Annotated in this window: 21 protein-coding genes and 1 tRNA gene; 19 read left to right on the plus strand and 3 right to left on the minus strand. The window is 72.4% G+C overall.

Translation table 11 applies throughout. From position 1 onward, the window contains the following. The first annotated feature begins 58 nt into the window (after positions 1-58). Both ACF1ED_RS23825 and ACF1ED_RS23830 read left to right on the plus strand, forming a co-directional pair. Positions 59-1474 carry an NAD-dependent malic enzyme gene (locus ACF1ED_RS23825; protein ID WP_391763598.1) on the plus strand — a complete coding sequence of 472 codons (1416 nt, stop codon included), beginning with the start codon at positions 59-61 and terminating at the stop codon, positions 1472-1474. Positions 1475-1846: 372 nt separating this feature from the next. Then, entirely contained in the window at positions 1847-2128 is a 282-nt protein-coding gene (locus tag ACF1ED_RS23830; protein ID WP_017237029.1) for an HU family DNA-binding protein, read from the plus strand. A gap of 75 nt (positions 2129-2203) precedes the next feature. On the opposite strand, the gene murA is transcribed toward ACF1ED_RS23830, so the two are convergent. Then, complete coding sequence (gene murA / locus ACF1ED_RS23835) at positions 2204-3550, minus strand: UDP-N-acetylglucosamine 1-carboxyvinyltransferase (RefSeq protein WP_391763600.1); 1347 nt, start codon at positions 3548-3550, stop codon at positions 2204-2206. Between the two features lie 300 nt (positions 3551-3850). Between murA and ACF1ED_RS23840 the strand changes: the two genes are divergently transcribed. The 9 genes from ACF1ED_RS23840 to ACF1ED_RS23880 all read left to right on the plus strand — a co-directional run bounded on the left by ACF1ED_RS23840 (position 3851) and on the right by ACF1ED_RS23880 (position 14814). Next, on the plus strand, positions 3851-4411 hold the full coding sequence (locus tag ACF1ED_RS23840; protein WP_391763602.1) for a YqgE/AlgH family protein: 561 nt from the start codon (positions 3851-3853) through the stop codon (positions 4409-4411). Between the two features lie 30 nt (positions 4412-4441). Continuing rightward, positions 4442-4738, plus strand: a complete 297-nt coding sequence (locus ACF1ED_RS23845; RefSeq protein WP_043227505.1) for a DUF3039 domain-containing protein — start codon at positions 4442-4444, stop codon at positions 4736-4738. Positions 4739-5040: 302 nt separating this feature from the next. Continuing rightward, complete coding sequence (locus ACF1ED_RS23850; RefSeq protein WP_391763604.1) at positions 5041-6345, plus strand: extracellular solute-binding protein; 1305 nt, start codon at positions 5041-5043, stop codon at positions 6343-6345. Positions 6346-6350: 5 nt separating this feature from the next. Continuing rightward, entirely contained in the window at positions 6351-7304 is a 954-nt protein-coding gene (locus tag ACF1ED_RS23855; RefSeq protein ID WP_391763606.1) for a carbohydrate ABC transporter permease, read from the plus strand. Next, complete coding sequence (locus ACF1ED_RS23860) at positions 7301-8149, plus strand: carbohydrate ABC transporter permease (protein WP_391763608.1); 849 nt, start codon at positions 7301-7303, stop codon at positions 8147-8149. The genes ACF1ED_RS23855 and ACF1ED_RS23860 overlap by 4 nt, the downstream gene beginning before the upstream one ends. A 4-nt stretch (positions 8150-8153) precedes the next feature. Continuing rightward, entirely contained in the window at positions 8154-9779 is a 1626-nt protein-coding gene (locus ACF1ED_RS23865) for a beta-N-acetylhexosaminidase (RefSeq protein ID WP_391763610.1), read from the plus strand. 309 nt (positions 9780-10088) lie between these two features. Continuing rightward, positions 10089-10964: an FAD binding domain-containing protein gene (locus tag ACF1ED_RS23870; RefSeq protein WP_391763612.1), complete on the plus strand. Its 876-nt coding sequence runs from the start codon at positions 10089-10091 to the stop codon at positions 10962-10964. After that, positions 10961-12490, plus strand: a complete 1530-nt coding sequence (locus ACF1ED_RS23875) for a 2Fe-2S iron-sulfur cluster-binding protein (protein ID WP_391763614.1) — start codon at positions 10961-10963, stop codon at positions 12488-12490. Before ACF1ED_RS23870 ends, ACF1ED_RS23875 begins: the two co-directional genes overlap by 4 nt. Then, positions 12487-14814, plus strand: coding sequence for a xanthine dehydrogenase family protein molybdopterin-binding subunit (locus ACF1ED_RS23880; RefSeq protein ID WP_391763616.1), 2328 nt, complete (start codon positions 12487-12489; stop codon positions 14812-14814). The genes ACF1ED_RS23875 and ACF1ED_RS23880 overlap by 4 nt, the downstream gene beginning before the upstream one ends. Before the next feature lie 36 nt (positions 14815-14850). Here the strand turns inward: ACF1ED_RS23880 and ACF1ED_RS23885 are convergent, their stop codons facing one another. Together ACF1ED_RS23885 and ACF1ED_RS23890 are read right to left on the minus strand one after the other, a co-directional pair. After that, positions 14851-15234 carry a hypothetical protein gene (locus ACF1ED_RS23885; protein WP_391763618.1) on the minus strand — a complete coding sequence of 128 codons (384 nt, stop codon included), beginning with the start codon at positions 15232-15234 and terminating at the stop codon, positions 14851-14853. Between the two features lie 63 nt (positions 15235-15297). Continuing rightward, positions 15298-15369 (minus strand) — tRNA-Cys (locus ACF1ED_RS23890). A 335-nt stretch (positions 15370-15704) separates the two neighbouring features. On the opposite strand from ACF1ED_RS23890, the gene ACF1ED_RS23895 reads away from it, so the two are divergent. The 8 genes from ACF1ED_RS23895 (at position 15705) to ACF1ED_RS23930 (ending at position 23922) form a co-directional block, all read left to right on the plus strand. Further along, positions 15705-16115 carry a hypothetical protein gene (locus tag ACF1ED_RS23895; RefSeq protein WP_391763620.1) on the plus strand — a complete coding sequence of 137 codons (411 nt, stop codon included), beginning with the start codon at positions 15705-15707 and terminating at the stop codon, positions 16113-16115. Between the two features lie 18 nt (positions 16116-16133). Then, a complete protein-coding gene (locus tag ACF1ED_RS23900; RefSeq protein WP_391763622.1) occupies positions 16134-18500 on the plus strand; it encodes a hypothetical protein in 2367 nt (788 codons plus the stop codon). Further along, entirely contained in the window at positions 18497-19177 is a 681-nt protein-coding gene (locus tag ACF1ED_RS23905) for a hypothetical protein (protein WP_391763624.1), read from the plus strand. Before ACF1ED_RS23900 ends, ACF1ED_RS23905 begins: the two co-directional genes overlap by 4 nt. A gap of 3 nt (positions 19178-19180) precedes the next feature. Then, positions 19181-19840: a hypothetical protein gene (locus ACF1ED_RS23910; protein WP_391763626.1), complete on the plus strand. Its 660-nt coding sequence runs from the start codon at positions 19181-19183 to the stop codon at positions 19838-19840. 80 nt (positions 19841-19920) lie between these two features. Continuing rightward, complete coding sequence (locus tag ACF1ED_RS23915; RefSeq protein ID WP_391763628.1) at positions 19921-21381, plus strand: MFS transporter; 1461 nt, start codon at positions 19921-19923, stop codon at positions 21379-21381. A 35-nt stretch (positions 21382-21416) separates the two neighbouring features. Then, positions 21417-21617: a CopG family transcriptional regulator gene (locus tag ACF1ED_RS23920; RefSeq protein ID WP_391763630.1), complete on the plus strand. Its 201-nt coding sequence runs from the start codon at positions 21417-21419 to the stop codon at positions 21615-21617. After that, complete coding sequence (locus ACF1ED_RS23925) at positions 21614-22012, plus strand: type II toxin-antitoxin system death-on-curing family toxin (RefSeq protein ID WP_391763632.1); 399 nt, start codon at positions 21614-21616, stop codon at positions 22010-22012. The genes ACF1ED_RS23920 and ACF1ED_RS23925 overlap by 4 nt, the downstream gene beginning before the upstream one ends. 116 nt (positions 22013-22128) lie before the next feature. After that, positions 22129-23922: a DEAD/DEAH box helicase gene (locus ACF1ED_RS23930; RefSeq protein WP_391764042.1), complete on the plus strand. Its 1794-nt coding sequence runs from the start codon at positions 22129-22131 to the stop codon at positions 23920-23922. Positions 23923-23991: the final 69 nt, after the last annotated feature.

Here is a 23991-nt window from a genome sequence, read left to right on the forward strand (position 1 = left end):
AGGGCAACCAGCCGGGGCGGCGTAGCAACGAAGCTAGGGAAAGCAGAGGAATCCGGCCATGGCAACGGCGCCCAGCGTCTCGTACTCGATGACGGTCCGGCTGGAGGTGCCCGCGAGCGGCACCGCGGTCTCGCAGCTCACGGCGGCGGTCGAGTCCCACGGAGGTTCCGTCACCGGCCTCGACGTCACGGCCTCGGGCCACGAGAAGCTCCGGATCGACGTCACCATCGCCGCGACCTCCACCGCGCACGCCGACGAGATCGTCGAGCGGCTGCGGGACATCGAGGGCGTCGTCCTCGGCAAGGTCTCGGACCGTACGTTCCTGATGCACCTCGGCGGCAAGATCGAGATGGCGTCCAAGCACCCCATCCGCAACCGTGACGACCTCTCGATGATCTACACCCCGGGCGTGGCCCGCGTGTGCATGGCGATCGCCGAGAACCCCGAGGACGCCCGCCGCCTCACCATCAAGCGCAACTCGGTCGCGGTCGTCACCGACGGCTCCGCCGTCCTCGGCCTCGGCAACATCGGCCCCAAGGCCGCCCTGCCCGTCATGGAGGGCAAGGCCGCCCTCTTCAAGCGCTTCGCCGGCATCGACGCCTGGCCGATCTGCCTGGACACCCAGGACACCGACGCGATCGTCGAGATCGTGAAGGCGATCGCCCCGGGCTTCGCGGGCATCAACCTGGAGGACATCTCCGCCCCCCGCTGCTTCGAGATCGAGGCGCGGCTGCGCGAGGCCCTGGACATCCCGGTCTTCCACGACGACCAGCACGGCACCGCCATCGTCGTGCTCGCCGCCCTCACCAACGCCCTGCGGGTCGTCGGCAAGGGCGTCGGGGACGTCAAGGTCGTCATGTCCGGCGCCGGCGCGGCCGGTACGGCGATCCTCAAGCTGCTGCTCGCCGCCGGCGTGAAGCACGCGGTCGTCGCCGACATCCACGGCGTCGTGCACGCCGGCCGCGAGGACCTGGTGGAGGCCCCGGCCGACTCGCCGCTGCGCTGGATCGCCGACAACACCAACCCGGAGGGCGTCACCGGCACCCTCAAGCAGGCGGTCGTCGGCGCCGACGTCTTCATCGGCGTGTCGGCCCCGAACCTGCTGGGCGCCGAGGACGTGGCCGCGATGGCCGAGGACTCCATCGTGTTCGCGCTCGCGAACCCCGACCCGGAGGTCGACCCGGCCGCCGCCCGGCAGACCGCCGCCGTGGTCGCCACCGGCCGCTCGGACTTCCCGAACCAGATCAACAACGTCCTGGTCTTCCCCGGCGTCTTCCGCGGCCTGCTCGACGCGCAGTCCCGCACGGTGAACACCGAGATGATGCTCGCGGCCGCCAGTGCCCTCGCGGACGTCGTCACCGAGGACGAGCTGAACCCGAACTACATCATCCCGTCCGTCTTCAACGACAAGGTCGCGGGCGCCGTCGCCGGCGCCGTCCGGACCGCGGCGAAGGCGGCGGGCGCGGGCGCCTGACGGCCCCCGCGAGGCCCCCGGAGGCCCCTCGGGCGTCCCCCGGGGGGCGGTAACCGAGCGTGTCGCGATTCGCGGAGCCGTAAACCCGCCTTTAGGGTGGCTTTTCGGCTCCGCACCGTTTGCGGGGAGTCGACGCTACGTCACCACCAGGGGGCTCCGGCGCTTTCCGTGTGCCCCCAGGGGGTGCCGGATTGGCGTTCCCGCCGCTGGTGGGGGCAGGATGCTCCCCCGAGGACTTCGTCCAGGGGGGAACCCCCAGGGCGCGAGGGATCCACGAGAGGCAGACCCCGGTTCCGGGGGCTGTCCGAGGCCCCTGGCAGCATCGGCTTCGATCTCACGCCTCACAGGCAAGAAGAACACGGGAGTAACAACATGAACCGCAGTGAGCTGGTGGCCGCGCTGGCCGACCGCGCCGAGGTGACCCGCAAGGACGCCGACGCCGTGCTGGCCGCCCTCGCCGAGACCGTCGGCGAGGTCGTCGCCAAGGGCGACGAGAAGGTCACCATCCCCGGCTTCCTGACCTTCGAGCGCACCCACCGTGCCGCTCGCACCGCTCGGAACCCGCAGACCGGCGACCCGATCAACATCCCGGCCGGCTACAGCGTGAAGGTCTCCGCGGGCTCGAAGCTCAAGGAAGCCGCCAAGGGCAAGTAAGCAGCCTGCAGGCGCACGAAAAGGGCGGCCACCCCCTCCGGGGTGGCCGCCCTTCCGTACGTCCGGGAGAAGGCCCTACACGAGCGCGCTGCCCGGCAGCTCGACCTTGGCGCCCAACTCCACGAGCTTGTCCATGAAGTTCTCGTAGCCGCGGTTGATCAGCTCGATGCCGTGGACCCGGCTGGTGCCCTGGGCGGCGAGGGCCGCGATCAGGTACGAGAAGCCGCCGCGCAGGTCGGGGATGACCAGGTCGGCGCCCTGGAGGCGGGTGGGGCCGCTGACGACCGCCGAGTGGAGGAAGTTGCGCTGGCCGAAGCGGCAGTCGGAGCCGCCCAGGCACTCGCGGTACAGCTGGATGTGGGCGCCCATCTGGTTCAGCGCCGAGGTGAAGCCGAGCCGGGACTCGTACACCGTCTCGTGGACGATGGAGAGGCCGGAGGCCTGCGTCAGGGCGACGACCAGCGGCTGCTGCCAGTCGGTCTGGAAGCCGGGGTGGACGTCGGTCTCCAGGTGGATCGCGTTCAGCGAGCCGCCCGGGTGCCAGAAGCGGATGCCCTCGTCGTCGATCTCGAAGGCGCCGCCGACCTTCCGGTAGGTGTTGAGGAAGGTCATCATCGAGCGCTGCTGGGCGCCGCGCACGTAGATGTTGCCCTCGGTGGCGAGCGCCGCGGACGCCCAGGAGGCCGCCTCCAGGCGGTCCGGGAGCGCCCGGTGGGTGTAGCCGTCGAGCCGGTCGACACCGGTGATCCGGATGGTCCGGTCGGTGTCCATCGAGATGATGGCGCCCATCTTCTGCAGGACGCAGATGAGGTCCTCGATCTCGGGCTCCACCGCCGCGTTCGACAGCTCGGTGACGCCCTCGGCGAGCACCGCGGTGAGCAGCACCTGCTCGGTCGAGCCGACCGAGGGGTACGGGAGGCGGATCTTGCAGCCGCGAAGGCGCTGCGGGGCCTCCAGGTACTGGCCGTCGGCCCGCTTCTCGATGGTCGCGCCGAACTGGCGGAGCACGTCGAAGTGGAAGTCGATGGGCCGGCCGCCGATGTCGCAGCCGCCGAGGCCGGGGATGAAGGCGTGCCCCAGACGGTGCAGCAGCGGGCCGCAGAAGAGGATCGGGATGCGGGACGAGCCGGCGTGGGCGTCGATGTCGGCGACGTTGGCGGACTCGACGTGCGTCGGGTCCAGCACCAGTTCGCCGGGCTCGTCACCGGGGCGGACCGTCACGCCGTGCAGCTGGAGCAGCCCGCGGACGACGCGCACGTCGCGGATGTCCGGCACGTTGCGCAGTCGGCTCGGACCGCTGCCGAGCAGGGCGGCGACCATCGCCTTGGGCACGAGGTTCTTCGCGCCGCGGACGCGGATCTCGCCCTCGAGCGGGGTACCGCCGTGGACGAGCAGTACGTCATGGCTGTCTGTGCCGGTCATGAATCTCGCGTTCCGGAGTCGTCGGTCGGGTGGCCAGAGAAAAGGGTAAGGGGCCATTGGACCCCGATCGGGCCCCTCGGGGTGCCTGGCAGACGTAATGAATTCGGCACAACACCCTCCGTTTCCGTGATCTTGCGGAGTGTCACCGTCCGCTTGTCCCCGCCGGGCGGTTCGGCGTGTCCCGTCCCGCCCCTCCCGACCTGCGAGGCTCGTTCGCTTTCCCCCGGATTCCCCCGGACTCCTCCGGCCCCGCGCCCGAGAACCCCCCGCGCGCGCCGAAGATGCGGGATCATGTGTCGCATGACCGAGGTGTCCTCGCTCACAGGACGGCTGCTCGTGGCCACCCCCGCCCTCGCGGACCCGAACTTCGACCGCGCGGTGGTGCTGCTGCTCGATCACGACGACGAGGGCTCGCTCGGCGTGGTCCTCAACCGGCCCACCCCCGTCACCGTCGGTGACGTGCTCGCCGCCTGGGCCGGTCTGGCCGGCGAGCCGGGCGTCGTCTTCCAGGGCGGCCCCGTCTCCCTCGACGCGGCCCTCGGCCTCGCCGTCATCCCCGGCGACGAGGGTCCGCTCGGCTGGCGCCGGGTCTTCGGCGCGATCGGCCTCGTCGACCTGGAGACCCCGCCCGAACTCCTCGGCCCCGCGCTCGGCGCGCTCCGCATCTTCGCCGGCTACGCGGGCTGGGGCCCCGGCCAGCTGGAGACCGAACTGACCGAAGGCGCCTGGTACGTCGTCGAGTCCGAGCCCGGCGACGTCTCCTCCCCGACCCCCGAGACCCTCTGGCGCCAGGTGTTGCGGCGCCAGCGCGGCGACCTCGCGATGGTCGCCACCTACCCCGACGACCCTTCGCTCAACTGAGGCCCGCGGGGTTCAGTACCCTTGGGTCCCATGAGCACTCTCGAGCCCGAGCGCGGGGCAGGTACGGGAACCCTCGTCGAGCCGACGCCGCAGGTGTCCCACGGTGACGGCGACCACGAGCGCTACGCCCATTACGTCCAGAAGGACAAGATCATGGCGAGTGCCCTCGACGGCACTCCCGTCGTCGCACTGTGCGGCAAGGTCTGGGTGCCGGGGCGCGACCCCAAGAAGTACCCGGTCTGTCCGATGTGCAAGGAGATCTACGAGTCCATGGGCTCGGGCGGGGACAAGGACAAGGGCGGCAAGGACGGCGGCAAGGGGAAGTAACCCCTCCCTCCGGACCCGTCGGGACGGCCCCCGTCGTACGCGCCACCGGTGCGTGCGACGGGGGCCGTTCGCGTTCTCCGGGGTGGGCGACGGGGTTCGGCGGGGTCCGGCTGGGTCCGGCGGGGGTGCGCCCGGCGGCGTTCCGCGGGGGTGCCCGGCGGGGTCCTCCGGGGCGTCCGGCGGGCCCGAATTGGTCGAGACCTCTTGTCGTGATCGCCGGGCGCGCCTAACCTCACCGCTGTTGTTGTGAGGAACGAAACGCTCGTTGCACATGGTGCAACGCACGCTCGGAGGGGAACGTCATGAAGCTTCCTGCCCGGATCGCCGCCCCCGTCGCCCTGCCGCTCGCCGCCCTCGTCCTGGCCGCCTGCGCGCCCCAGACCTCCGTCCCCGCCGCCGGCGGGGACGAGAAGACCGGCACCCTGCGCGTCTGGCTCTTCCAGGAGGTCGCCAACCAGCCCAAGGAGAAGGTCGTCGACGAGGTCGTCGCCGCCTTCGAGGAGAAGAACCCCGGCGTGAGGGCCGAGGTCGAGTACATCCCCGTCGAGACCCGCGCCCAGCGCGTCAAGGCCGCCTTCAACGACCCGGAGTCCGCCCCCGACGTCATCGAGTACGGCAACACCGACACCGCCGGCTACGTGAAGGACGGCGGACTCGCCGACGTCACCGCCGAGTTCACCGCCTGGGACCAGGCGGCCGACGCCGACCCCACCGCCCGGGAGTCCGTCACCGTCGGCGGAAAGGTCTACGGAGCCCCGCTCTTCGTCGGCGTCCGCGCCCTCTACTACCGCACCGACGTCTTCCGGGAGCTCGGCCTCGCCGCCCCCAAGACCCAGGACGAACTGGTCGCGACCGCGAAGAAGATCCGCAAGGAGAAGCCCGGGCTCTACGGCCTCGCCGCCGGCGGCGCCTTCACCTACGGCGCCCTGCCCTTCGTCTGGGCCGCCGGCGGCGACCTCGCCACCGCGGACGGCTCCGGCGCCTACAAGGCCGCCATCGCCTCCGAGGCCGCCGTCAAGGGCCTCACCACCTACACCTCGCTCCTTGGCGACGACAACTGCCCCGCCTCCACCTGCGCCCAGATGGGCGGCAACGCCACCATCACCGCCTTCGCCGCCGGCAAGGCCGGCATGGCCATCGGCGGCGACTTCAGCCACGCCGCCGTCGAGGCCGGACGGGTCAAGGGCAAGTACGCCGTCGTCCCGCTCCCCGGCACCACCCCCGGGTCCATCGCCCCCGCCTTCGCCGGCGGCAACAACATCGGCGTCCTCAGGTCCACCTCGCACCGCACCCTCGCCGTCGACCTCATGAAGCGCCTCGCCGGCAAGGAGACCCAGGCCAGGCTCTTCGACGCCATGGGCTTCCTCCCCACCTTCACCGACGTCCGCGCCGACGCCGCCGGCCGCAAGCCCTTCGTGAAGCCCTTCATCGACACCCTCGCCGCCGGCACCAGGTTCGTGCCCGCCACCGCCGCCTGGGGCCGCATCGACTCCTCGCTCGTCGTCCCCACGATGCTCCAGGAGATCGCCGCCGGCCGTAAGGACGTGAAGACCGCCGCCGCCGACGCGGCGAAGAAGATGGACGCCGCCTTCGCCGAGGCGGGCTGACCCGCATGACGCTCACCGCCCCCGCCCCGCCCGCGCCCGCGGACGCCGCGAAACGACCCGCGCGCCGCCCCCGGAGCCGTACCGGCACCTCCGGCTGGACCCCCTGGCTCTACCTCCTGCCCGCCCTCGCCGTCCTCGGCGCCCTCCTCGTCTACCCCGTCTACCAACTCGGCCTGATCTCCTTCCTGGAGTACACCCAGGCCCAGGTCAGCGGCGGCGAACCCACCTCCTTCCAGGGCTTCGGCAACTACGCCGCGCTCTTCGCCGACCCGCAGTTCCGCCAGGTCCTCCTCGCCACCGTGGTCTTCGCCGCCGCCTGCGTGGCCGGCACCCTCGCCGTCGGCTGCGCGCTCGCCGTGCTCCTCACCCGGGTACGGGCGCTGCCCCGCCTCGCGCTGATGCTCGCCGCGCTCGGCGCCTGGGCCACCCCGGCCGTCACCGGCTCCACCGTCTGGGTCTTCCTCTTCGACGCCGACTTCGGCCCGGTCAACCGGCTCCTCGGCCTCGGCGACCTCTCCTGGACCTACGGGCGGTACAGCGCCTTCGCGCTCGTCCTCCTCGAAGTCGTCTGGTGCTCGTTCCCCTTCGTGATGGTCACCGTCTACGCCGGCATCCGGGCCGTCCCCGCCGAGGTCCTGGAGGCCGCCGCCCTCGACGGCGCCTCCCAGTGGCGGATCTGGCGCACCGTCACCGCGCCGCTGCTCCGCCCGATCCTCGCCGTCGTCACCATCCAGTCCGTCATCTGGGACTTCAAGGTCTTCACCCAGATCTACGTCATGACCAACGGAGGCGGCATCGCCGGCCAGAACCTCGTCCTCAACGTCTACGCCTACCAGCAGGCCTTCGCCTCCTCCCAGTACAGCCTGGGCGCGGCGATCGGCGTCGTCATGCTGCTCATCCTGCTCGCCGTGACCCTGGTGTACCTGCGGATCCTGCGCCGCCAGGGGGAGGAACTGTGACCGCCCTCCGCCGCCCCGCCCTCCGCCGCCCCGGCCGGCTGCTCGCCGAGGCCGCCGCCCTCCTCGCCGCCGCCGTCGTCGCCTTCCCGCTGTACTGGATGGTCCTCTCGGCCTTCAAACCGGCCGGCGAGATCCAGTCGACCGAGCCCCGGCCCTGGACGCTCTCGCCCTCCCTCGACTCCTTCCGGCGGGTCTTCGAACAGCAGGACTTCGGCCGCTACTTCCTCAACAGCCTGCTGGTGGCGACGGCGGTCGTCCTCGCCTCCGCCGTCATCGCCTTCCTCGCGGCGACCGCCGTCACCCGCTTCCGCTTCCGCTTCCGCACCACCCTCCTCGTCATGTTCCTGGTCGCGCAGATGGTGCCGGTGGAGGCGCTGACCATCCCGCTCTTCTTCCTCATGCGCGACGCCGGACTCCTCAACACCCTCGGCTCGCTCGTCCTGCCGCACCTCGCCTTCTCGCTGCCCTTCGCGATCTGGATGCTGCGCGGCTTCGTCCGGGCCGTCCCCGAGGCGCTGGAGGAACAGGCCCGGATCGACGGGGCGAGCCACGCCCGCTTCCTGTGGACGATCCTCTTCCCGCTGGTCCTGCCCGGCCTCGTCGCCACCAGCGTCTTCTCGTTCATCTCCACCTGGAACGACTTCCTCTTCGCCAAGTCCTTCCTCATCAGCGACACCTCGCAGTCGACCCTCCCGATGGCCCTGCTCGTCTTCTTCAAACCCGACGAGAACGACTGGGGAGGAATCATGGCCGGGTCGACCGTGATGACGATCCCGGTGCTCGTCTTCTTCGTACTCGTACAGCGCCGCCTGGTCTCCGGACTGGGCGGGGCGGTGAAGGACTGACGCGATGACCGACCCGGACCTGATCCCGGCGCCCCTGACGGCCGGCCACCCGGAGGGCCTGCTCCCGCTCGGCGCGGACACCTCCCTCGACGCCGGACCCGGCACCGGCCCCACCGCCCGCTGGCTGCGCTCCGTCCTCGGGGCCGCCACCGGCCTGCCCCTGCCCGACGGCACCGGACCCGGCGCCGTCCGGCTGCGGATCTCCCCGCAGACCGGGCAGGAGCACGGCCCCGAGGGCTACCGGCTCTCCGTGACCGGCGACGGCGTCCTCCTCGACGGCGGCGGCCCCGCCGGGCTCTTCTGGGGCGCCCAGACCCTCCGGCAGCTCCTCGGCCCCGACGCGTACCGCCGGGCGCCGCTGCCCGGGCGGAGCTGGGCCCTGCCGCACACCGAGGTCACCGACCGCCCCCGCTTCGGCTGGCGCGGCCTGCTCCTCGACGTCTCCCGGCACTTCACCGCCAAGGAGGACGTGCTGCGGCTGCTCGACCTGATGGCCGCGCACAAGCTGAACGTCTTCCACTTCCACCTCACCGACGACCAGGGCTGGCGGATCGAGATCGAGCGGTACCCCCGCCTCACCGGGGCCGGGTCCTGGCGGGCCCGCTCCAAGTGGGGCCACCGCGCCTCGCCGCTGTGGAACGACACCCCGCACGGCGGCTTCTACACCCGGGACGACCTCCGCGAGATCGTCGCCTACGCCGCCGAGCGGCACATCACCGTCGTCCCCGAGATCGACATCCCCGGCCACTCGCAGGCCGCCATCGCCGCCTACCCCTGGCTCGGCAACACCGACGTCGTCGACACCGCCGCCCTCACCGTCTGGGACACCTGGGGCGTCAACCCGAACGTCCTCGCCCCGACCGAGGAGGTGCTCCGCTTCTACGAGGGCGTCCTGGAGGAGGTCCTGGAGCTCTTCCCGTCGACCTTCGTGCACATCGGCGGCGACGAGTGCCCCAAGGACCAGTGGAAGGCGTCCCCGGCCGCGCAGGCGCGCATCGCGGAGCTGGGCGTCGGCGACGAGGAGGGCCTCCAGTCCTGGTTCGTCCGGCACTTCGACCGCTGGCTCGCCGACCGGGGCCGCCGGCTCATCGGCTGGGACGAGATCCTGGAGGGCGGCCTGGCGGAGGGCGCGGCCGTGTCGTCCTGGCGCGGCTACGGCGGCGGGATCGCCGCCGCCGAGGCCGGGCACGACGTCGTCATGTGCCCGGAGCAGCAGGTGTACCTCGACCACCGGCAGGACGGCGGGCCCGACGAGCCCGTGCCGATCGGCTTCGTGCGGACCCTGGAGGACGTCTACCGCTTCGAGCCCGTCCCGCCGGGCCTGTCCGAGGCGGCGGCCCGTCACGTCCTGGGCACCCAGGCCAACGTGTGGACCGAGGTGATGGAGAACCGGGACCGCGTCGACTACCAGGTCTTCCCCCGCCTCGCCGCCTTCGCCGAGGTCGCCTGGTCCGCGCTGCCCGCCCCCGCCGCCCGCGACACGGACGGCTTCCTGCGCCGCATGGAGACCCACTACCGGCGCCTCGACGCCCTCGGCGTCGCCTACCGGCCGCCCGCCGGCCCCGCTCCGTGGCAGCGCCGCCCCGGTCTCCTCGGGCGCCCGATCGACGGACCGCCCCCGATCGTGTGAGCCACCTCGCTCTCCGGGGTCACCCGGGAGCGGCGAAACGGGAGTTACCTTCTCTGTCGGGGCGTCCCGTGGCGTCCCGGGACGGTTCCGGCCATCCCGGGCGTCCCGGCCGACCGGGGCACCCCGGAGGGAGGGGGCGCACGCGGCCCCTCGCTCCGGACGGCTCGGAAGATGTGCCAGAGTTGCCACGTCCGGCCTGTGAGCACGTACGGTACGCCCACACACAGGCGCGCCGTGTGCCTGCTCGCACGCGCGCGGCGGCCGGGCACAGTCGGGGACGTACCGGGACAACCGGGAAGGGGCAGCGGGTTGACCACGCACGCACCACAGACGGCGCAGTCCGTGACGCTGCCCGCCTCGCTCGACGAGGCGGTGGCCGCGCTGACCGCCATGCCGGCGGCCGTGCCCGTCGCCGGCGGCACCGACCTCATGGCCGCCGTCAACCGCGGTCAGCTCCGCCCCGCCGGACTCGTCGGCCTCGGCCGCATCAACGAGATCCGCGGCTGGCAGTACCAGGACGGCCACGCCCTCCTCGGCGCCGGCCTCACCCACGCGCGCATGGGCCGCCCCGACTTCGCCGCCCTCATCCCGGCCCTCGCCGCCGCCTCCCGCGCGGCCGGGCCGCCCCAGATCCGCAACGCCGGCACCCTCGGCGGCAACGTCGTCACCGCCGCGCCCACCGGCGACTCGCTGCCCGTGCTCGCCGCCCTGGAGGCGGACCTCGTCGTCGTCGGCCCGCTCGGCAGCCGCGAGATCCCCGTCTCGCACCTGCTCGCCGGCCGCGACCTGCTCGCCCCCGGCGAGCTCGTGGCCTTCGTCCGGGTGCCGCTGCTGCACGCCCCGCAGGTCTTCCTCAAGGCCACCGGCCGCACCGGCCCGGCCCGCGCCACCGCCTCCGTCGCCGTGGTCCTCGACCCGGCCCGGCGCGGGGTCCGCTGCGCCGTCGGCGCGGTCGCCCCGATGCCGCTGCGCCCGCTGGAGGCCGAGCGCTGGATCGCCTCCCTGGTGGACTGGGACAACGACCGGGGGCTCGCCCCGGAGGCCCTGGCGGCCTTCGGCGAGTACGTGGCCGCCGCCTGCGTCCCCGATCCGCCGGGCGAGGAACAGCTGCCGCCCGCCGTACAGCACCTGCGGCGCACCGTCGCCACACTCGCCCGCCGGGCACTGGGGAGGGCCCTGTCGTGAGCACCAGCAACCACGAGCCGAACGAGACGGCGGCCCCGGCCGCGCCGGGCGGCTGGGAGCCGATCCCGCAGAGCGAGGGGTACGACGAGGGCGCGACCGCCTTCGTCCACCTGCCGCCGGAGTTCATGCTGGACGGGGTGCCGCTGGAGGCGCCGGGCCACGGCTACACGCCGCCGATGATCGTGCCGCTCCAGCCGCTGACGCAGCCCGCCGAGGGCGTGGAGTTCTTCGCGCCGGGCCCCTTCCCGGAGCAGGGCACCTTCGCGGAGCAGGGGGCCTTCGCGGAGCAGGGACCCTTCGCGGAGCGGGGGTCCTTCCCGGAGCAGGGCACCTTTGCGGAGCAGGGGGCCTTCCCTGAGCAGGGGCCCGAGTCGCTGCCGCACGGGTACGGAGAGGAGCCCGCGGGCGTGCCGGCCGCGCGCCCGTACGCGGAGCACGACCCGCAGGCGACGGCGGAGTGGCACTTCGGCGGGACCGGACAGTGGGAGGCCCCGGCCGCCCCGGAGGCGGCGCGGGCCCTCCAGGAACCGCCGGGAGCGCCCGGCTTCCCGCCCGCGCGTCCCGAGTCCGCCGAGCCGGTCGCGACCGCCGAGTCGGTCGAGCCCGTCGCACCCGTCGAGCCGGCCGCGCCCGTCGCGTCCGTCGCGGAGGAGCCGGCCGTCCCCGAGCCCGTCTCGTACGAGCAGGCGCCGCCGACCCTGCCGGGCGGAGCGCCCGCGCCGTGGGCGGTGCCGGAGGCCGCGGCGGAGCCCGTACCGGAGCCCGTCGAGGAGCCCCCGTCCGCCGGGGAGCCCTCGTCCGCGGAGGAGCCGGAACCGGTGACGGAACCGGTGGCGGAGCCGGAGCCGGAAGCGGAGCCCGGGGCGGTCGTCGAGCCGGCCGGTGCAGAGCCGGTCGTCCCGGACCCCCCGGCCGTCCCGGCCGTCCCGGACGCCCCGGTGCCCTCGTACACCTCCGTCGACAGCGACGAGCACCCGCACACCTCCTACGTGCTGCGGGTCAACGGCGCCGACCGGCCCGTCACCGACTCCTGGATCGGGGAGTCGCTGCTCTACGTGCTCCGCGAGCGGCTCGGGCTCGCCGGGGCCAAGGACGGCTGCTCGCAGGGCGAGTGCGGGGCGTGCAACGTCCAGGTGGACGGCCGGCTCGTGGCCTCCTGCCTGGTCCCGGCCGCGACCGCCGCCGGGAGCGAGGTGCGGACCGTCGAGGGGCTCGCCACCGACGGCGAGCCGTCCGACGTGCAGCGGGCGCTCTCCCGCTGCGGCACCGTCCAGTGCGGCTTCTGCATCCCGGGCATGTGCATGACCGTGCACGACCTGCTCGAAGGCAACCACGCCCCCACCGAGCTGGAGACCCGCCAGGCCCTCGCCGGCAACCTCTGCCGCTGCTCCGGCTACAAGGGCGTGCTCCAGGCGGTCGAGGACGTCGTCGCCGAGCGCGCCGCCGGCGCCACCGAGCACGCCACCGCGGGCGAGGACGACGCCTCCGCCCGCATCCCGCACCAGCACGACGGAGGCAGGGCGTGAGCAGCGACGCGACGACCGCCATTCCCACGCTCCCCTTCGCGGAGGCCGCCGGGGCCGCGCCGGAGCCCGAGACCCCGCTCCAGGGACTCGGCGCCTCCCTCCCGCAGGCCGACGCCCGCGCCAAGGCCGAGGGCACCTTCCCGTACGCCTCCGACCTGTGGGCCGAGGGCCTGCTGTGGGCCGCCGTCCTGCGCTCCCCGCACGCCCACGCCCGGATCGTCTCGATCGACACCTCGGCCGCCGAGGCGATGCCCGGCGTACGGGCCGTGGTGACCGCCGCCGACGTGCCCGGCGCCGCCACCTACGGCCGGCAGGTCGCCGACCGGCCCGTCTTCGCCGACGGCCTGGTCCGGCACCACGGCGAGGCCATCGCCGCCATCGCCGCCGACCACCCCGACACCGCCCGGCTCGCCACCGCCGCCATCCTCGTCGAGTACGAGCTCCTGGAGCCCGTCACCGACCCGGAGAAGGCCTTCGCCGCCGAACCCCTCCACCCCGACGGCAACCTGATCCGGCACATCCCGCTGAGCTTCGGCGACCCCGAGGCCACCGGCGAGGTCGTCGTCGAGGGCCTCTACCGGGTCGGCCGCCAGGACCCCGCCCCCATCGGCGCCGAGGCCGGACTCGCCGTGCCCCGGCCCGACGGCGGCGTCGAGCTCTACACCGCCTCCACCGACCCGCACACCGACCGCGACCTCGCCGCCGCCTGCTTCGGCCTCGCCCCCGACCAGGTCAAGGTCGTCGTCACCGGCGTGCCCGGCGCCACCGGCGACCGCGAGGACCCCGGCTTCCAGATCCCGCTGGGCCTGCTCGCGCTGCGCACCGGCTGCCCGGTGAAGCTCACCGCCACCCGCGAGGAGTCCTTCCTCGGCCACGCCCACCGCCACCCCACCCTGCTGCGCTACCGCCACCACGCCGACGCCGAGGGCCGGCTGGTGAAGGTCGAGGCGCAGATCCTCCTCGACGCCGGCGCCTACGCCGACTCCTCCTCGGAGTCCCTCGCCGCCGCCGTCGCCTTCGCCTGCGGGCCGTACGTCGTCCCGCACGCCTTCGTCGAGGGCTGGGCCGTCCGCACCAACAACCCGCCCTCCGGCCACGTCCGGGGCGAGGGTGCCATGCAGGTGTGCGCCGCCTACGAGGCGCAGATGGACAAGCTCGCCGGCCGGCTCGGCCTCGACCCCGCCGAGCTGCGCATGCGGAACGTCCTGGCCACCGGCGACCTCCTGCCCACCGGCCAGACCGTCACCTGCCCGGCCCCCGTCGCCGAACTCCTCGCCGCCGTACGCGACTTCCGGCTGCCCGCCCTCCCCAAGGACACCCCGGAGGAGGACTGGCTGCTGCCCGGCGGACCGGAGGGCGCGGGCGAACCCGGCGCGGTGCGGCGGGGCGTGGGCTACGCGCTGGGCATGGTGCACATGCTCGGCGCCGAGGGCACCGACGAGGTCTCCACCGCCACCGTCCGGGTCCTGGACGGCGTCGCGACCGTCATCTGCGCGGCCGTGGACACCGGTTCGGGCTTCTCGACCCTCGCGCGCCAGATCGTCCAGGAGACCCTCGGCGTCGACGAGGTCCACGTCGCCCCCGTCGACACCGACCAGCCGCCGGCCGGCGCCGCCACCCACGGCCGCCACACCTGGGTCTCCGGCGGCGCCGTCGAACGCGCCGCCAAGATGGTCCGCACCCAGCTCCTCCAGCCGCTGGCCCACAAGTTCGGCATGTCGACGGAGCTGCTCCAGATCAGCGACGGCAAGATCACCTCGTACGACGGCGTCCTGTCGACCACCGTCGCCGAGGAGATGGACGGCAAGGAGCTGTGGGCCACCGCGCAGTGCCGCCCGCACCCCACCGAGCCGCTGGACGCCTCCGGCCAGGGGGACGCCTTCGTCGGCCTCGCCTTCTGCGCGATCCGCGCGGTCGTCGACGTCGACATCGAACTCGGCGCCGTCCGCGTCGTGGAGATGGCCGTCGCCCAGGACGTCGGCCGGATCCTCAACCCCGCCCAGCTCGCCACCCGCATCGAGGCCGGCGTCACCCAGGGCGTCGGCGCGGCCCTCACCGAGAACCTGCGCACCGCCCGCGGTCTGGTCCGCCACCCCGACCTCACCGGCTACGCCCTGCCGACCTCGCTGGACGCCCCCGACATCCACATCGTGAAGCTCGTCGAGGAGCGGGACGTCGTCGCCCCCTTCGGGGCGAAGCCGGCCAGCGCCGTCCCGGTCGTCACCTCCCCGGCGGCCGTCGCGGCGGCCGTCCGCGCGGCCACCGGCCGCCCGGTCAACCGCCTGCCGATCCGGCCCCAGGCGGCGGTGGCGGCGACCCCCTGACCGTCCGGGCCCGGGCCGGGTACGCCGGCCCGGGCCTCACTCCTGCGCGATCTCCACGCGGGACGTCAGCTGGGAGGCGGCCAGCACGCTCCCGCGCGTGAGGAGGGCGGCCAGCAGGACCGTCCCCCACCCCTCGACGTGCAGGGTTGAGATCTTCGGCGCCAGCCAGGACAGCAGCCACCAGATCAACGCGTCCTGCGCGAACCCGATCGCCCCGAACACGGCGAGCACCCGCACCGGCACCCGCCCCGAGGGCCCGACGTACACGAGCTGGGTGAGCACGACCACGACGAGCGCCGTGACCATCAGCCCGAGAAGGACGTCGACGCCCTCGCCGTCGAAGGTGATGCCGGGCAGCAGCCCCCCGGCCAGGCCGACACCCACGAGGGTGCCCAGTCTGCGTCTGCCGTGATCGTTCATGCGGCGGACTGTGGCACATCCCCGCACGGCCGGGGAAGGCCGAACGGGGATGCCCGGAAACAGAGACCGCGGCGGGATTCGAACCCGCGTCACTCGCTTTGCAGACGAGCCCCTGAACCACTCGGGCACACGGTCGTGTGGAGGTGCCGACCACGCGGTGTGGCGACAACGACGACGTTAGGCGGCCCGGGAAAGGGCCTCAAGGGCGAACGGACCCGCGCCACGGGACCGCAACGCCGCCGCCACACGCCGTTCATGGAAGGGCGCGCGGACCTGACGGATCAGCACCGCTGAGGGTTGGCCGATAGCAGGAGTAAACGTTCATCCGGGCATCGGAAGAGCCCTGTTCGGGGGGTGTCTCGTCGCGTCCAGCCATTTCCTGCATCAGGCCGGATCTCGACGCGTACGTCTGTGCGTGTCCCTGTGCGTAAGTAAACTTTGGGGCTTCGGTGCTGGACGGAGGGGGCGGCATGGCGTTCGAGGACGAGTGGGCTACGGCGAAGGGTGCCGCGATGCGGCTCAACGGGGTGCCGACCGACCCGGGGCGCTGGAGCCCCGGCGTCGACCTCTCCGTGAAGCAGGACCACCTCGGCGCGATCGGTCATGCCGCGTACGAGCTGCACGGCCGGCTCGCGAAGGACGGCAACCACGCCCGCATGGACAGCTACGAGGCGGCGACGGCGCTGTCCGGCCACGGCTTCCGTACGGGATCGGCCCTGTCCACCGTCCAGGAGACCTGGGGCTTCCAGCTCCGCACCCTGCTGCACGCGGTCGCGCACATCTCCAACCACCTCGACTACAGCGTGGCCTCGCACGCGAAGGACGACGTGGAGATCGGTGCCTCCCTCTCCGTGTCCAAGATCAGCGAATACTTCAAGTAGGCGGGGAGCGGACGGACCGTGCTGACTTTCGACGACGTGTACCGGGCGCCTCTGGGCCGGATGAAGGACGCGGCGGACCGCTGGTCCGAGATGAAACGCAAGCTGGACGAACTCGCCGAGGACGCCCGCCGCACGATGGTCGACCAGACCAGGGCGGAGGACTGGCGGGGCCTGAACGCCGAGGTGACGAAGCCGTTCATCGACAAGACCGCCAAGGAGTTCGCGGACGCGGCGAAGGCGGCCGAGGGGATCCAGAAGATCCTGAAGGACGGTTACGAGACGTTCAAGCAGGCCCAGGACGAGTTGAAGAAGCTCGTGGAGGTCGAGGCCCCGGATAAAGGTCTCCTCGTGAAGGCCGACGGGTCGGTGGAGTCCCGCCACTCGGTGGTGCCGGACGCCACTACCCGCAACGACCCGGAGCACGACCGGACCCTGCGGAACGAACAGTTCAAGGCCAACGCCATGGCGGAACGCATCAAGGCCGCCGTCGAACGCTGCGACGACGCCGACGTGTCCTGCGCGAACGCCCTGCGCGCCAACATCACCGGCGACGCGCACAACTTCAGCGCCCCGACGTACACGAGCCTCGACGCCGAGGAGGCCGCCCGGGCCGCCGAACTGGCGCGGAAGGGCCGGAGCCTCACGCACGCGGAGCTGGAGCAGCTCAACGAGCTGCTCGCCGACAACCAGAAGGCGGGGGAGTTCTCCCGGACCTTCTACGACCGGCTCGGTACCAAGGGCGCCCTGGAGTTCTTCGGCGAGCTGGCGGCCGACACCGGCGGACAGGGGTCGGAGGAGCGGGACGAGGAGCGCCTGGCGGACGTCCAGGCCCTCCAGAAGAATCTGGGCCTCAACCTCGCCAACGCCACGCGCGGGGACGAAGGGTGGGCCAAGGAATGGTCCGCCGAGCTGCGGAAGCTCGGCACCGAACGCGTCCCGCTCCCCTCGCGGCCCGACGGCAGCGGCCCGTACGGCTACCAGCTGCTCGGCGGGCTCCTGCGGTACGGCGACTACCACCCGAAGTTCCTCGTCCCGATCGCCGAGCACGTCACCCAGCTCCACGCGAAGGAACCGGACCTCTTCAAGCCCGACCGCATGCTGATGGGCCCCCGCGCCCAGGGCACGTACAACCCCTCCGGAACCAACGGCCACGGCTTCGACCCGGTGATCCCGGTCCTGGAGGCGCTGGGACACAGCCCGGAGGCGGCGAAGCAGTTCTTCTCGGCCGAGCCCACGTCGTACGAGCGGGACGGGAGCGCGGGCGGGACGCTGGACCTGGGGAAGGACAAGGAAGGCAACCCCGTCGACCAGTACCTCAACTTCTTCGCCGACGAGAAGTACGCGTCCTTCTCGGACCACGTCACCGAGGACGATGCCCCGGCGGCCAAGGACTACATGCCGGACGCGTTGGGCCACGCCCTGGAGGCGGCGACGCTTGGGCACGCCTGGGACGATGCGAGTGCCGGGCTCCGCAGGGATGCCACCACGGGCATGATCATGGCGGAGGTCGTGGAGACCTATGGTGGAGACGCCGAGTTCGTCAAGAAGCATCAGTCGGCTCTGGCCGACAGCCTGGGCAACATGGGGGCCGGCTACGTCGACGACCTGAGCTGGGCGTTGAACGGGAACGAACCGTCCTCCCCCTACGCGCCGGACGTCGAAGGCAAGTCGCTGAAGGACACCGCCGACATCAGGGCGGCCCACCCTGAGTTCGGCGAGCAGAACGCGATCAACTTCCTGAGCGTCCTGGGGCAGTACCCGGACTCGTACGCGACGATGTCGACTGCCGACCGCCTCTACACCACCAGCGTGCTGGAGGCACAGGTCGGCGCCGACGGGCGGATCGACGAGGACGCCGCCATCAAAGCCGCGACCACGGGGGCACAGTTTCAGGGCGTGCTCGACGAGTCGCGTGCGCGGCAGATCGTGGCCGAAGGCGAGAAGATCATCGAGGACTACGAGAAGGCGCAGGAGGAGCGCGGGGCGTGGGTGCAGTTCGGGACGACCGCCGCCATCGCGGCGGGGGTCGCCTTCGTGCCGGCCACCGTCGCCGCCGCGGGAGCTGCCGCCATCCTCGTTCCGCTCGCGGTCGACACGGGCGCGGGCGCCATGGAGACGCTGGCGGGCGTGGTCGTCGGGGACTGGTCCGAGAAGGCCAAGGAAGAACACAAGGATGCCACGGAGGACGCGATGGACGAGGACCGGCAGGCCGTCCACAGGGCCGGCAGGCACAGTGCCCTGTCCCCGACGACCCACTTCTCCGACGTGCACAGGGACCAGTGGCGCGAAGGGTTCGAGGGGAGTCTCTACGTGGCTGCCCGCGTCGGCTATCTCAACGGCAACTCGCTCGCCACACAGCTCGGCCAGGGACCGGAGACAGGGTGATCGTGGGACTGCCGAGTATTTCCGTCGGAAGAGTACTGAAGGGTGCCGCCTCAGGGGTGGCCATATGCCTCCTCGCCACCGCCTGCGGCGGGGACGAGGAACCGGAGCCGAAGCGCGTCGTGGCAGCGCAACAGTGCGACGACACTCTGTCTCGGGAGGCGGCCCATGCGCTGGAGACGGTGTTGAAGACGAAGACGTTCGACGATGCTCCGACGGGTGGGCTGGAACGGACCGCCGACGCGTTGGTTGCAGATTACGACAGGGGCCAGCGGAGATCGCCGACGCGCCGTCTGTGTCGCGCCAGTCCGGCCACGAGCTCGGACGCGATCACCATCGCGTTCCACCTCTACAGGGAGACCGAGCTCGCTCGGGGCGATCGCGTGGCGAGTCTTCATCCGTATGCCATGGGCGTGGAAGCCCTGTCCGGGCCGAAACGAGCGCGGCTCTTCGTCAGGTGCACCAGCCCCCGGCTCCAGGAGTCCGACAAGCGTCCCGCCCCCGTCATGGGGGAACTCAACTTCATCCGGTCCGATCTCCCCGACACCGCCTCCGTCCGCGAAGCCCACCTCACGATCCTCCACTCCGTCACCCTCGCCGTCGTCCGGAAGCTCGGCTGTGAGAACGACGCGGGGCTGGACGCGAAGCCGGTCTTCAGGCCGGGGAACGAAACGGGGTGACGTGTGAGGGCGTCTGTGCGGAGGGCACTGAGGGGCGCCGTTCTCGGGCTGGCCGTGTGTCTCCTCGCCACTGCCTGCGGCAGGGGCGAGGAGCCGGAACCGGAGCGCGTCATTGCGGCCCGGCAGTGCGACGACACGCTGTCGCCGGAGGCGGGCCGGGCGCTGGAGACGGTGCTGAACACCAAGAGGTTCGACCACGACCCGCGGGGTGGACTGGATCGGGCCACGGGCGAGCTGCTCGCGGACTACCCCGAAGCCGAGGGATGGGCTCCGAGGCGCTCCGTGTGCCGTGTCAGTGCTCCCACAAGCTCGGACGAGGTCAGCATCGAGTTCCGTCTCTCCGGAACGATCGATCTTCCCGGGGATGAGCATGCGGGGGACATGCATCCGTACGACATGGGGGTGGAGGCCCTTTCCGGGCCACGGAGGGTGGAGCTCTACGTCACGTGCGTGAGCCCCCGTCTCCAGGGGTCCGACAAGCGTCCTGCCCTCATCATGGGGAGCCTCACCTTCCTCCGTTCCAAACTCCCCGACACCGTTCCCGTCCGCGAGGCCACCCTCACGGTCCTCCACTCCGTCACCCTCGCCGTCGTGCGGAAGCTCGGCTGCGAGGACGATGCCGGCCTGACCGAGAAGCCCGTCTTCAAGCCGTTGCCCGGGTAGGGGGCGTAGGACCAAGGAGGGAGCGGCGGATACGACCCGCGACAGGGGTCACATCCTGGGACGACCCTTACCCTGGGCCCATGAGCGCCCTTGAACCCCGTGAGGCCGGCACCGACGCCGGACCCGTAGCCGCCGTCGACGCACCCCGGGGCTCCGTCCTCGACGCCGCCCACCGGGCGCTCAGCGTCGGCATCGTCTCCGTCGTCCTGCTGATCGCCTTCGAGGCGACCGCCGTCGGGACGGCGATGCCGGTGGCCGCGCGGGAGCTGGACGGGGTGTCCGTCTACGCCTTCGCGTTCTCCGCTTACTTCACGACCAGTCTCTTCGGGATGGTCGTCGCGGGGCAGTGGTCGGACCGGAGCGGGCCGCTGGTGTCGCTGACGGCGGGGATCAGCGCCTTCGCGGCGGGGCTGCTGCTGTCGGGGACGGCGGGCGCGATGTGGGTGTTCATCCTCGGGCGGGCCGTGCAGGGGCTCGGCGGCGGGCTGGTGATCGTCGCGCTGTACGTGGTCGTCAGCCGGGCGTACGAGGAGCACCTGAGGCCCGCGATCATGGCGGCCTTCGCGGCGAGCTGGGTCGTGCCGTCGGTGGTCGGGCCGCTGGCCTCCGGGACGATCACCGAGCACCTGGGTTGGCGGTGGGTCTTCGTCGGGATCCCGGTGCTCGTCGTGCTGCCGCTGGCGCTCGCGCTGCCGGCGATCCGGCGGACCGCCTCCGGGCCCGCCGACCCTTCGGCGCCCGTCGCGCCCTGGGACCGGCGGCGGATCCTGCTGGCGCTGTCGATCTCGGCGGGCGCCGGGCTCCTCCAGTACGCGGGGCAGGAGCTGCGCTGGCTGTCGCTGCTGCCCGCCGCCGTGGGCGCGGCGCTGCTGGTGCCGGCCGTGCGCGGGCTGCTGCCGCGCGGCACGGTCCGGGCGGCGCGCGGGCTGCCGGCCGTGATCCTGCTGCGGGGCGTGGCGGCGGGGTCCTTCATCGCGGCGGAGTCGTTCGTGCCGCTGATGCTGGTCACCCAGCGGGGGCTGAGCCCCACGCTGGCCGGTCTGTCGCTGGCCCTCGGCGGACTGACCTGGGCGCTCGGCTCCTGGATCCAGTCGCGGCCGTGGACGGAGCCGTACCGGGAGCGGCTGGTGGTGCTCGGGATGCTGCTGGTCGCCCTCGCGATCGCCGCCGCCCCGAGCGTGCTGCTGCCGGCCGTGCCGGTGTGGGTGGTGGCGGTGGCCTGGGGCTTCGGCTGCCTGGGCATGGGCGTGGTGATCGCCTCGACGAGCGTGCTGCTGATGAAGCTGTCCCCGCCGGAGGAGGCGGGCGCGAACTCGGCGGCGCTGCAGATCTCCGACGGGCTGGCGAACGTGCTGCTGCTCGCGGCGGGCGGCGCGGCCTTCGCGGCGCTCGGCGGGGGCGCGGCCGGACACGCGGTCGCCACCGCCGGTGACGCTTCGCACCCGGGTGCCTTCGCGGCCGTCTTCCTGCCGATGGCGGTCGTCGCGGCGGGCGGGGCGTGGGTGGCGACGCGGCTGCGGGGCGGGCGGGACGGCGAGTAGTACCACTCTGGCCCCATGGTTGGTACCGTTCTGGTATGGCCATGAACCTGCGTCTCCGCGACGACCAGACGGAAGCACTCAAGCTGCGCGCCGAGCAGGAGGGCACCAGCATGCACGCGCTCCTCCTCAGGGCGGTGGACGACTACCTGGCGCGCACCGCGCAGGAGGCGATCGTGCGCAGGACGGCCATGGAGCAGGCCGCCAAGTGGCACGAGCTGATGGAGCGGCTGAAGTGAGCTGTGTCTACCTGTCCACCGAGGACGTCCTGGTCGTCGCCGAACACGCGGTCGACGACCAGAAGGTCGTCATCCGGGACGCGGGGCTGCTGGACTCCGCCGTCCACCGCCCCTCGGCCGCGGTGTTCGGCGAGGAGGCCTATCCCGACCTCCTCGCCAAAGCCGCCGCCCTGCTCCAGTCGCTCGCCGTGAACCACCCCTTCGTCGACGGGAACAAGCGGACCGCCTGGCTGTCCTGCGTCACCTTCCTCGCCGTCAACGGCGTCCAGCTCCGGCCGGACATCGACGCGGCGGAACGCCTGGTCATCGCCGTGGCGACGGGGGAGACCGACGCCGTCGAGGCGATCGCGGAGGGCCTGCGCGCACTGATCGACACGGACGACCGCGGCGCGTGACACCGGCGTGAGGTGGGTCGCAAAGGCCCCGCCGCCGCACCGTTTCGATCGAGGTTCCGTCCGCCCCGCCGGTAAGGTGGCCCGGTTGTCATACCTGGACGAGCGTCGAACCGGAGATCGTGACTACCACCGCCACTTCCTCTCATCACCTCTCTCCCGCCTTCCCCGGCCGTGCTCCCTGGGGCACCGCCAACAAGCTGCGAGCCTGGCAGCAGGGCGCGATGGAGAAGTACATCCAGGAACAGCCCCGTGACTTCCTCGCGGTCGCCACGCCCGGCGCCGGCAAGACCACCTTCGCGCTGACCCTCGCGTCCTGGCTGCTGCATCACCACGTCGTGCAGCAGATCACGGTCGTCGCCCCCACCGAGCACCTCAAGAAGCAGTGGGCGGCCGCCGCGGCGCGGATAGGGATCAAGCTGGACCCGGAGTACAGCGCCGGGCCGCTCAGCAAGGAGTACGACGGCGTCGCCATCACCTACGCCGGCGTCGGCGTACGACCCATGCTCCACCGCAACCGCTGCGAGCAGCGCAAGACCCTCGTCATCCTGGACGAGATCCACCACGCCGGTGACTCGAAGTCCTGGGGCGAGGCGTGCCTGGAGGCATTCGACCCGGCCGCGCGCCGGCTCGCCCTCACCGGCACGCCCTTCCGTTCCGACACCAATCCGATCCCCTTCGTGACCTACGAGGAGGGCAACGACGGCATCCGGCGGTCCTCCGCCGACTACACCTACGGATACGGGAACGCGCTCGGCGACGGCGTCGTCCGGCCGGTCATCTTCCTCTCCTACAGCGGCAACATGCGCTGGCGCACCAAGGCCGGCGACGAGATCGCCGCCCGGCTCGGCGAGCCGATGACCAAGGACGCCGTCTCGCAGGCCTGGCGCACCGCGCTCGACCCGCGCGGCGACTGGATGCCGAACGTGCTGCGCGCCGCCGACCAGCGCCTCACCGAGGTGCGGAAGTCCATCCCGGACGCGGGCGGCCTGGTGATCGCCTCCGACCAGGACTCGGCCCGTTCCTACGCCAAGCTGATCCGCGAGATCACCGGCACCAGGGCCACCGTCGTCCTCTCCGACGAGGCCGCCGCCTCGGCCCGCATCGACGAGTTCAGCGAGTCCACGGACCGCTGGATGGTCGCGGTCCGCATGGTGTCCGAGGGCGTCGACGTGCCCCGCCTCGCCGTGGGCGTGTACGCGACGACGATCTCGACGCCGCTGTTCTTCGCGCAGGCCGTCGGCCGCTTCGTGCGATCGCGCAGGCGCGGCGAGACCGCCTCGGTGTTCCTTCCCACCATCCCCAGCCTCCTCGGCTTCGCCAGCGAGATGGAGGTCGAGCGCGACCACGTGCTCGACAAGCCGAAGAAGGGGGGCGAGGAGGACCCGTACGCCGAGTCCGAGAAGGAGCTCGCGGAGGCGGAGAAGCTCCAGGACGAGGACACCGGCGAGCAGGACATGCTGCCCTTCGAGGCGCTGGAGTCCGACGCCGTCTTCGACCGCGTCCTCTACAACGCCGCCGAGTTCGGCATGCAGGCCCACCCCGGCAGCGAGGAGGAGCAGGACTACCTCGGCATCCCCGGCCTCCTCGAACCCGACCAGGTGCAGCTCCTCCTCCAGAAGCGGCAGGCCCGGCAGATCGCGCACAGCCGCAAGAAGCCGGACACCGAGGCGGACCTGCTGGAGCTTCCGGCGGAGCGGCGCCCCGTCGTTTCCCACAAGGAGCTCCTCGAACTGCGCAAGCAGCTCAACACGATGGTCGGCGCCTACGTCCACCAGAGCGGCAAGCCGCACGGCGTGATCCACACCGAGCTGCGGCGGGTCTGCGGCGGCCCGCCGAGCGCGGAGGCCACCGCGGGACAGATCCGCGAGCGGATCAAGAAGGTGCAGGAGTGGGCCACCCGGATGCGGTGACCTCCCGGCCCTGGACGAGGGGAGAGGCCCGTACGACGGCGGTCGTACGGGCCTCTCCGCCGTTCCGCG

This window comes from Streptomyces sp. NPDC014656 (genome assembly GCF_043084305.1).
GTDB lineage: Bacteria > Actinomycetota > Actinomycetes > Streptomycetales > Streptomycetaceae > Streptomyces.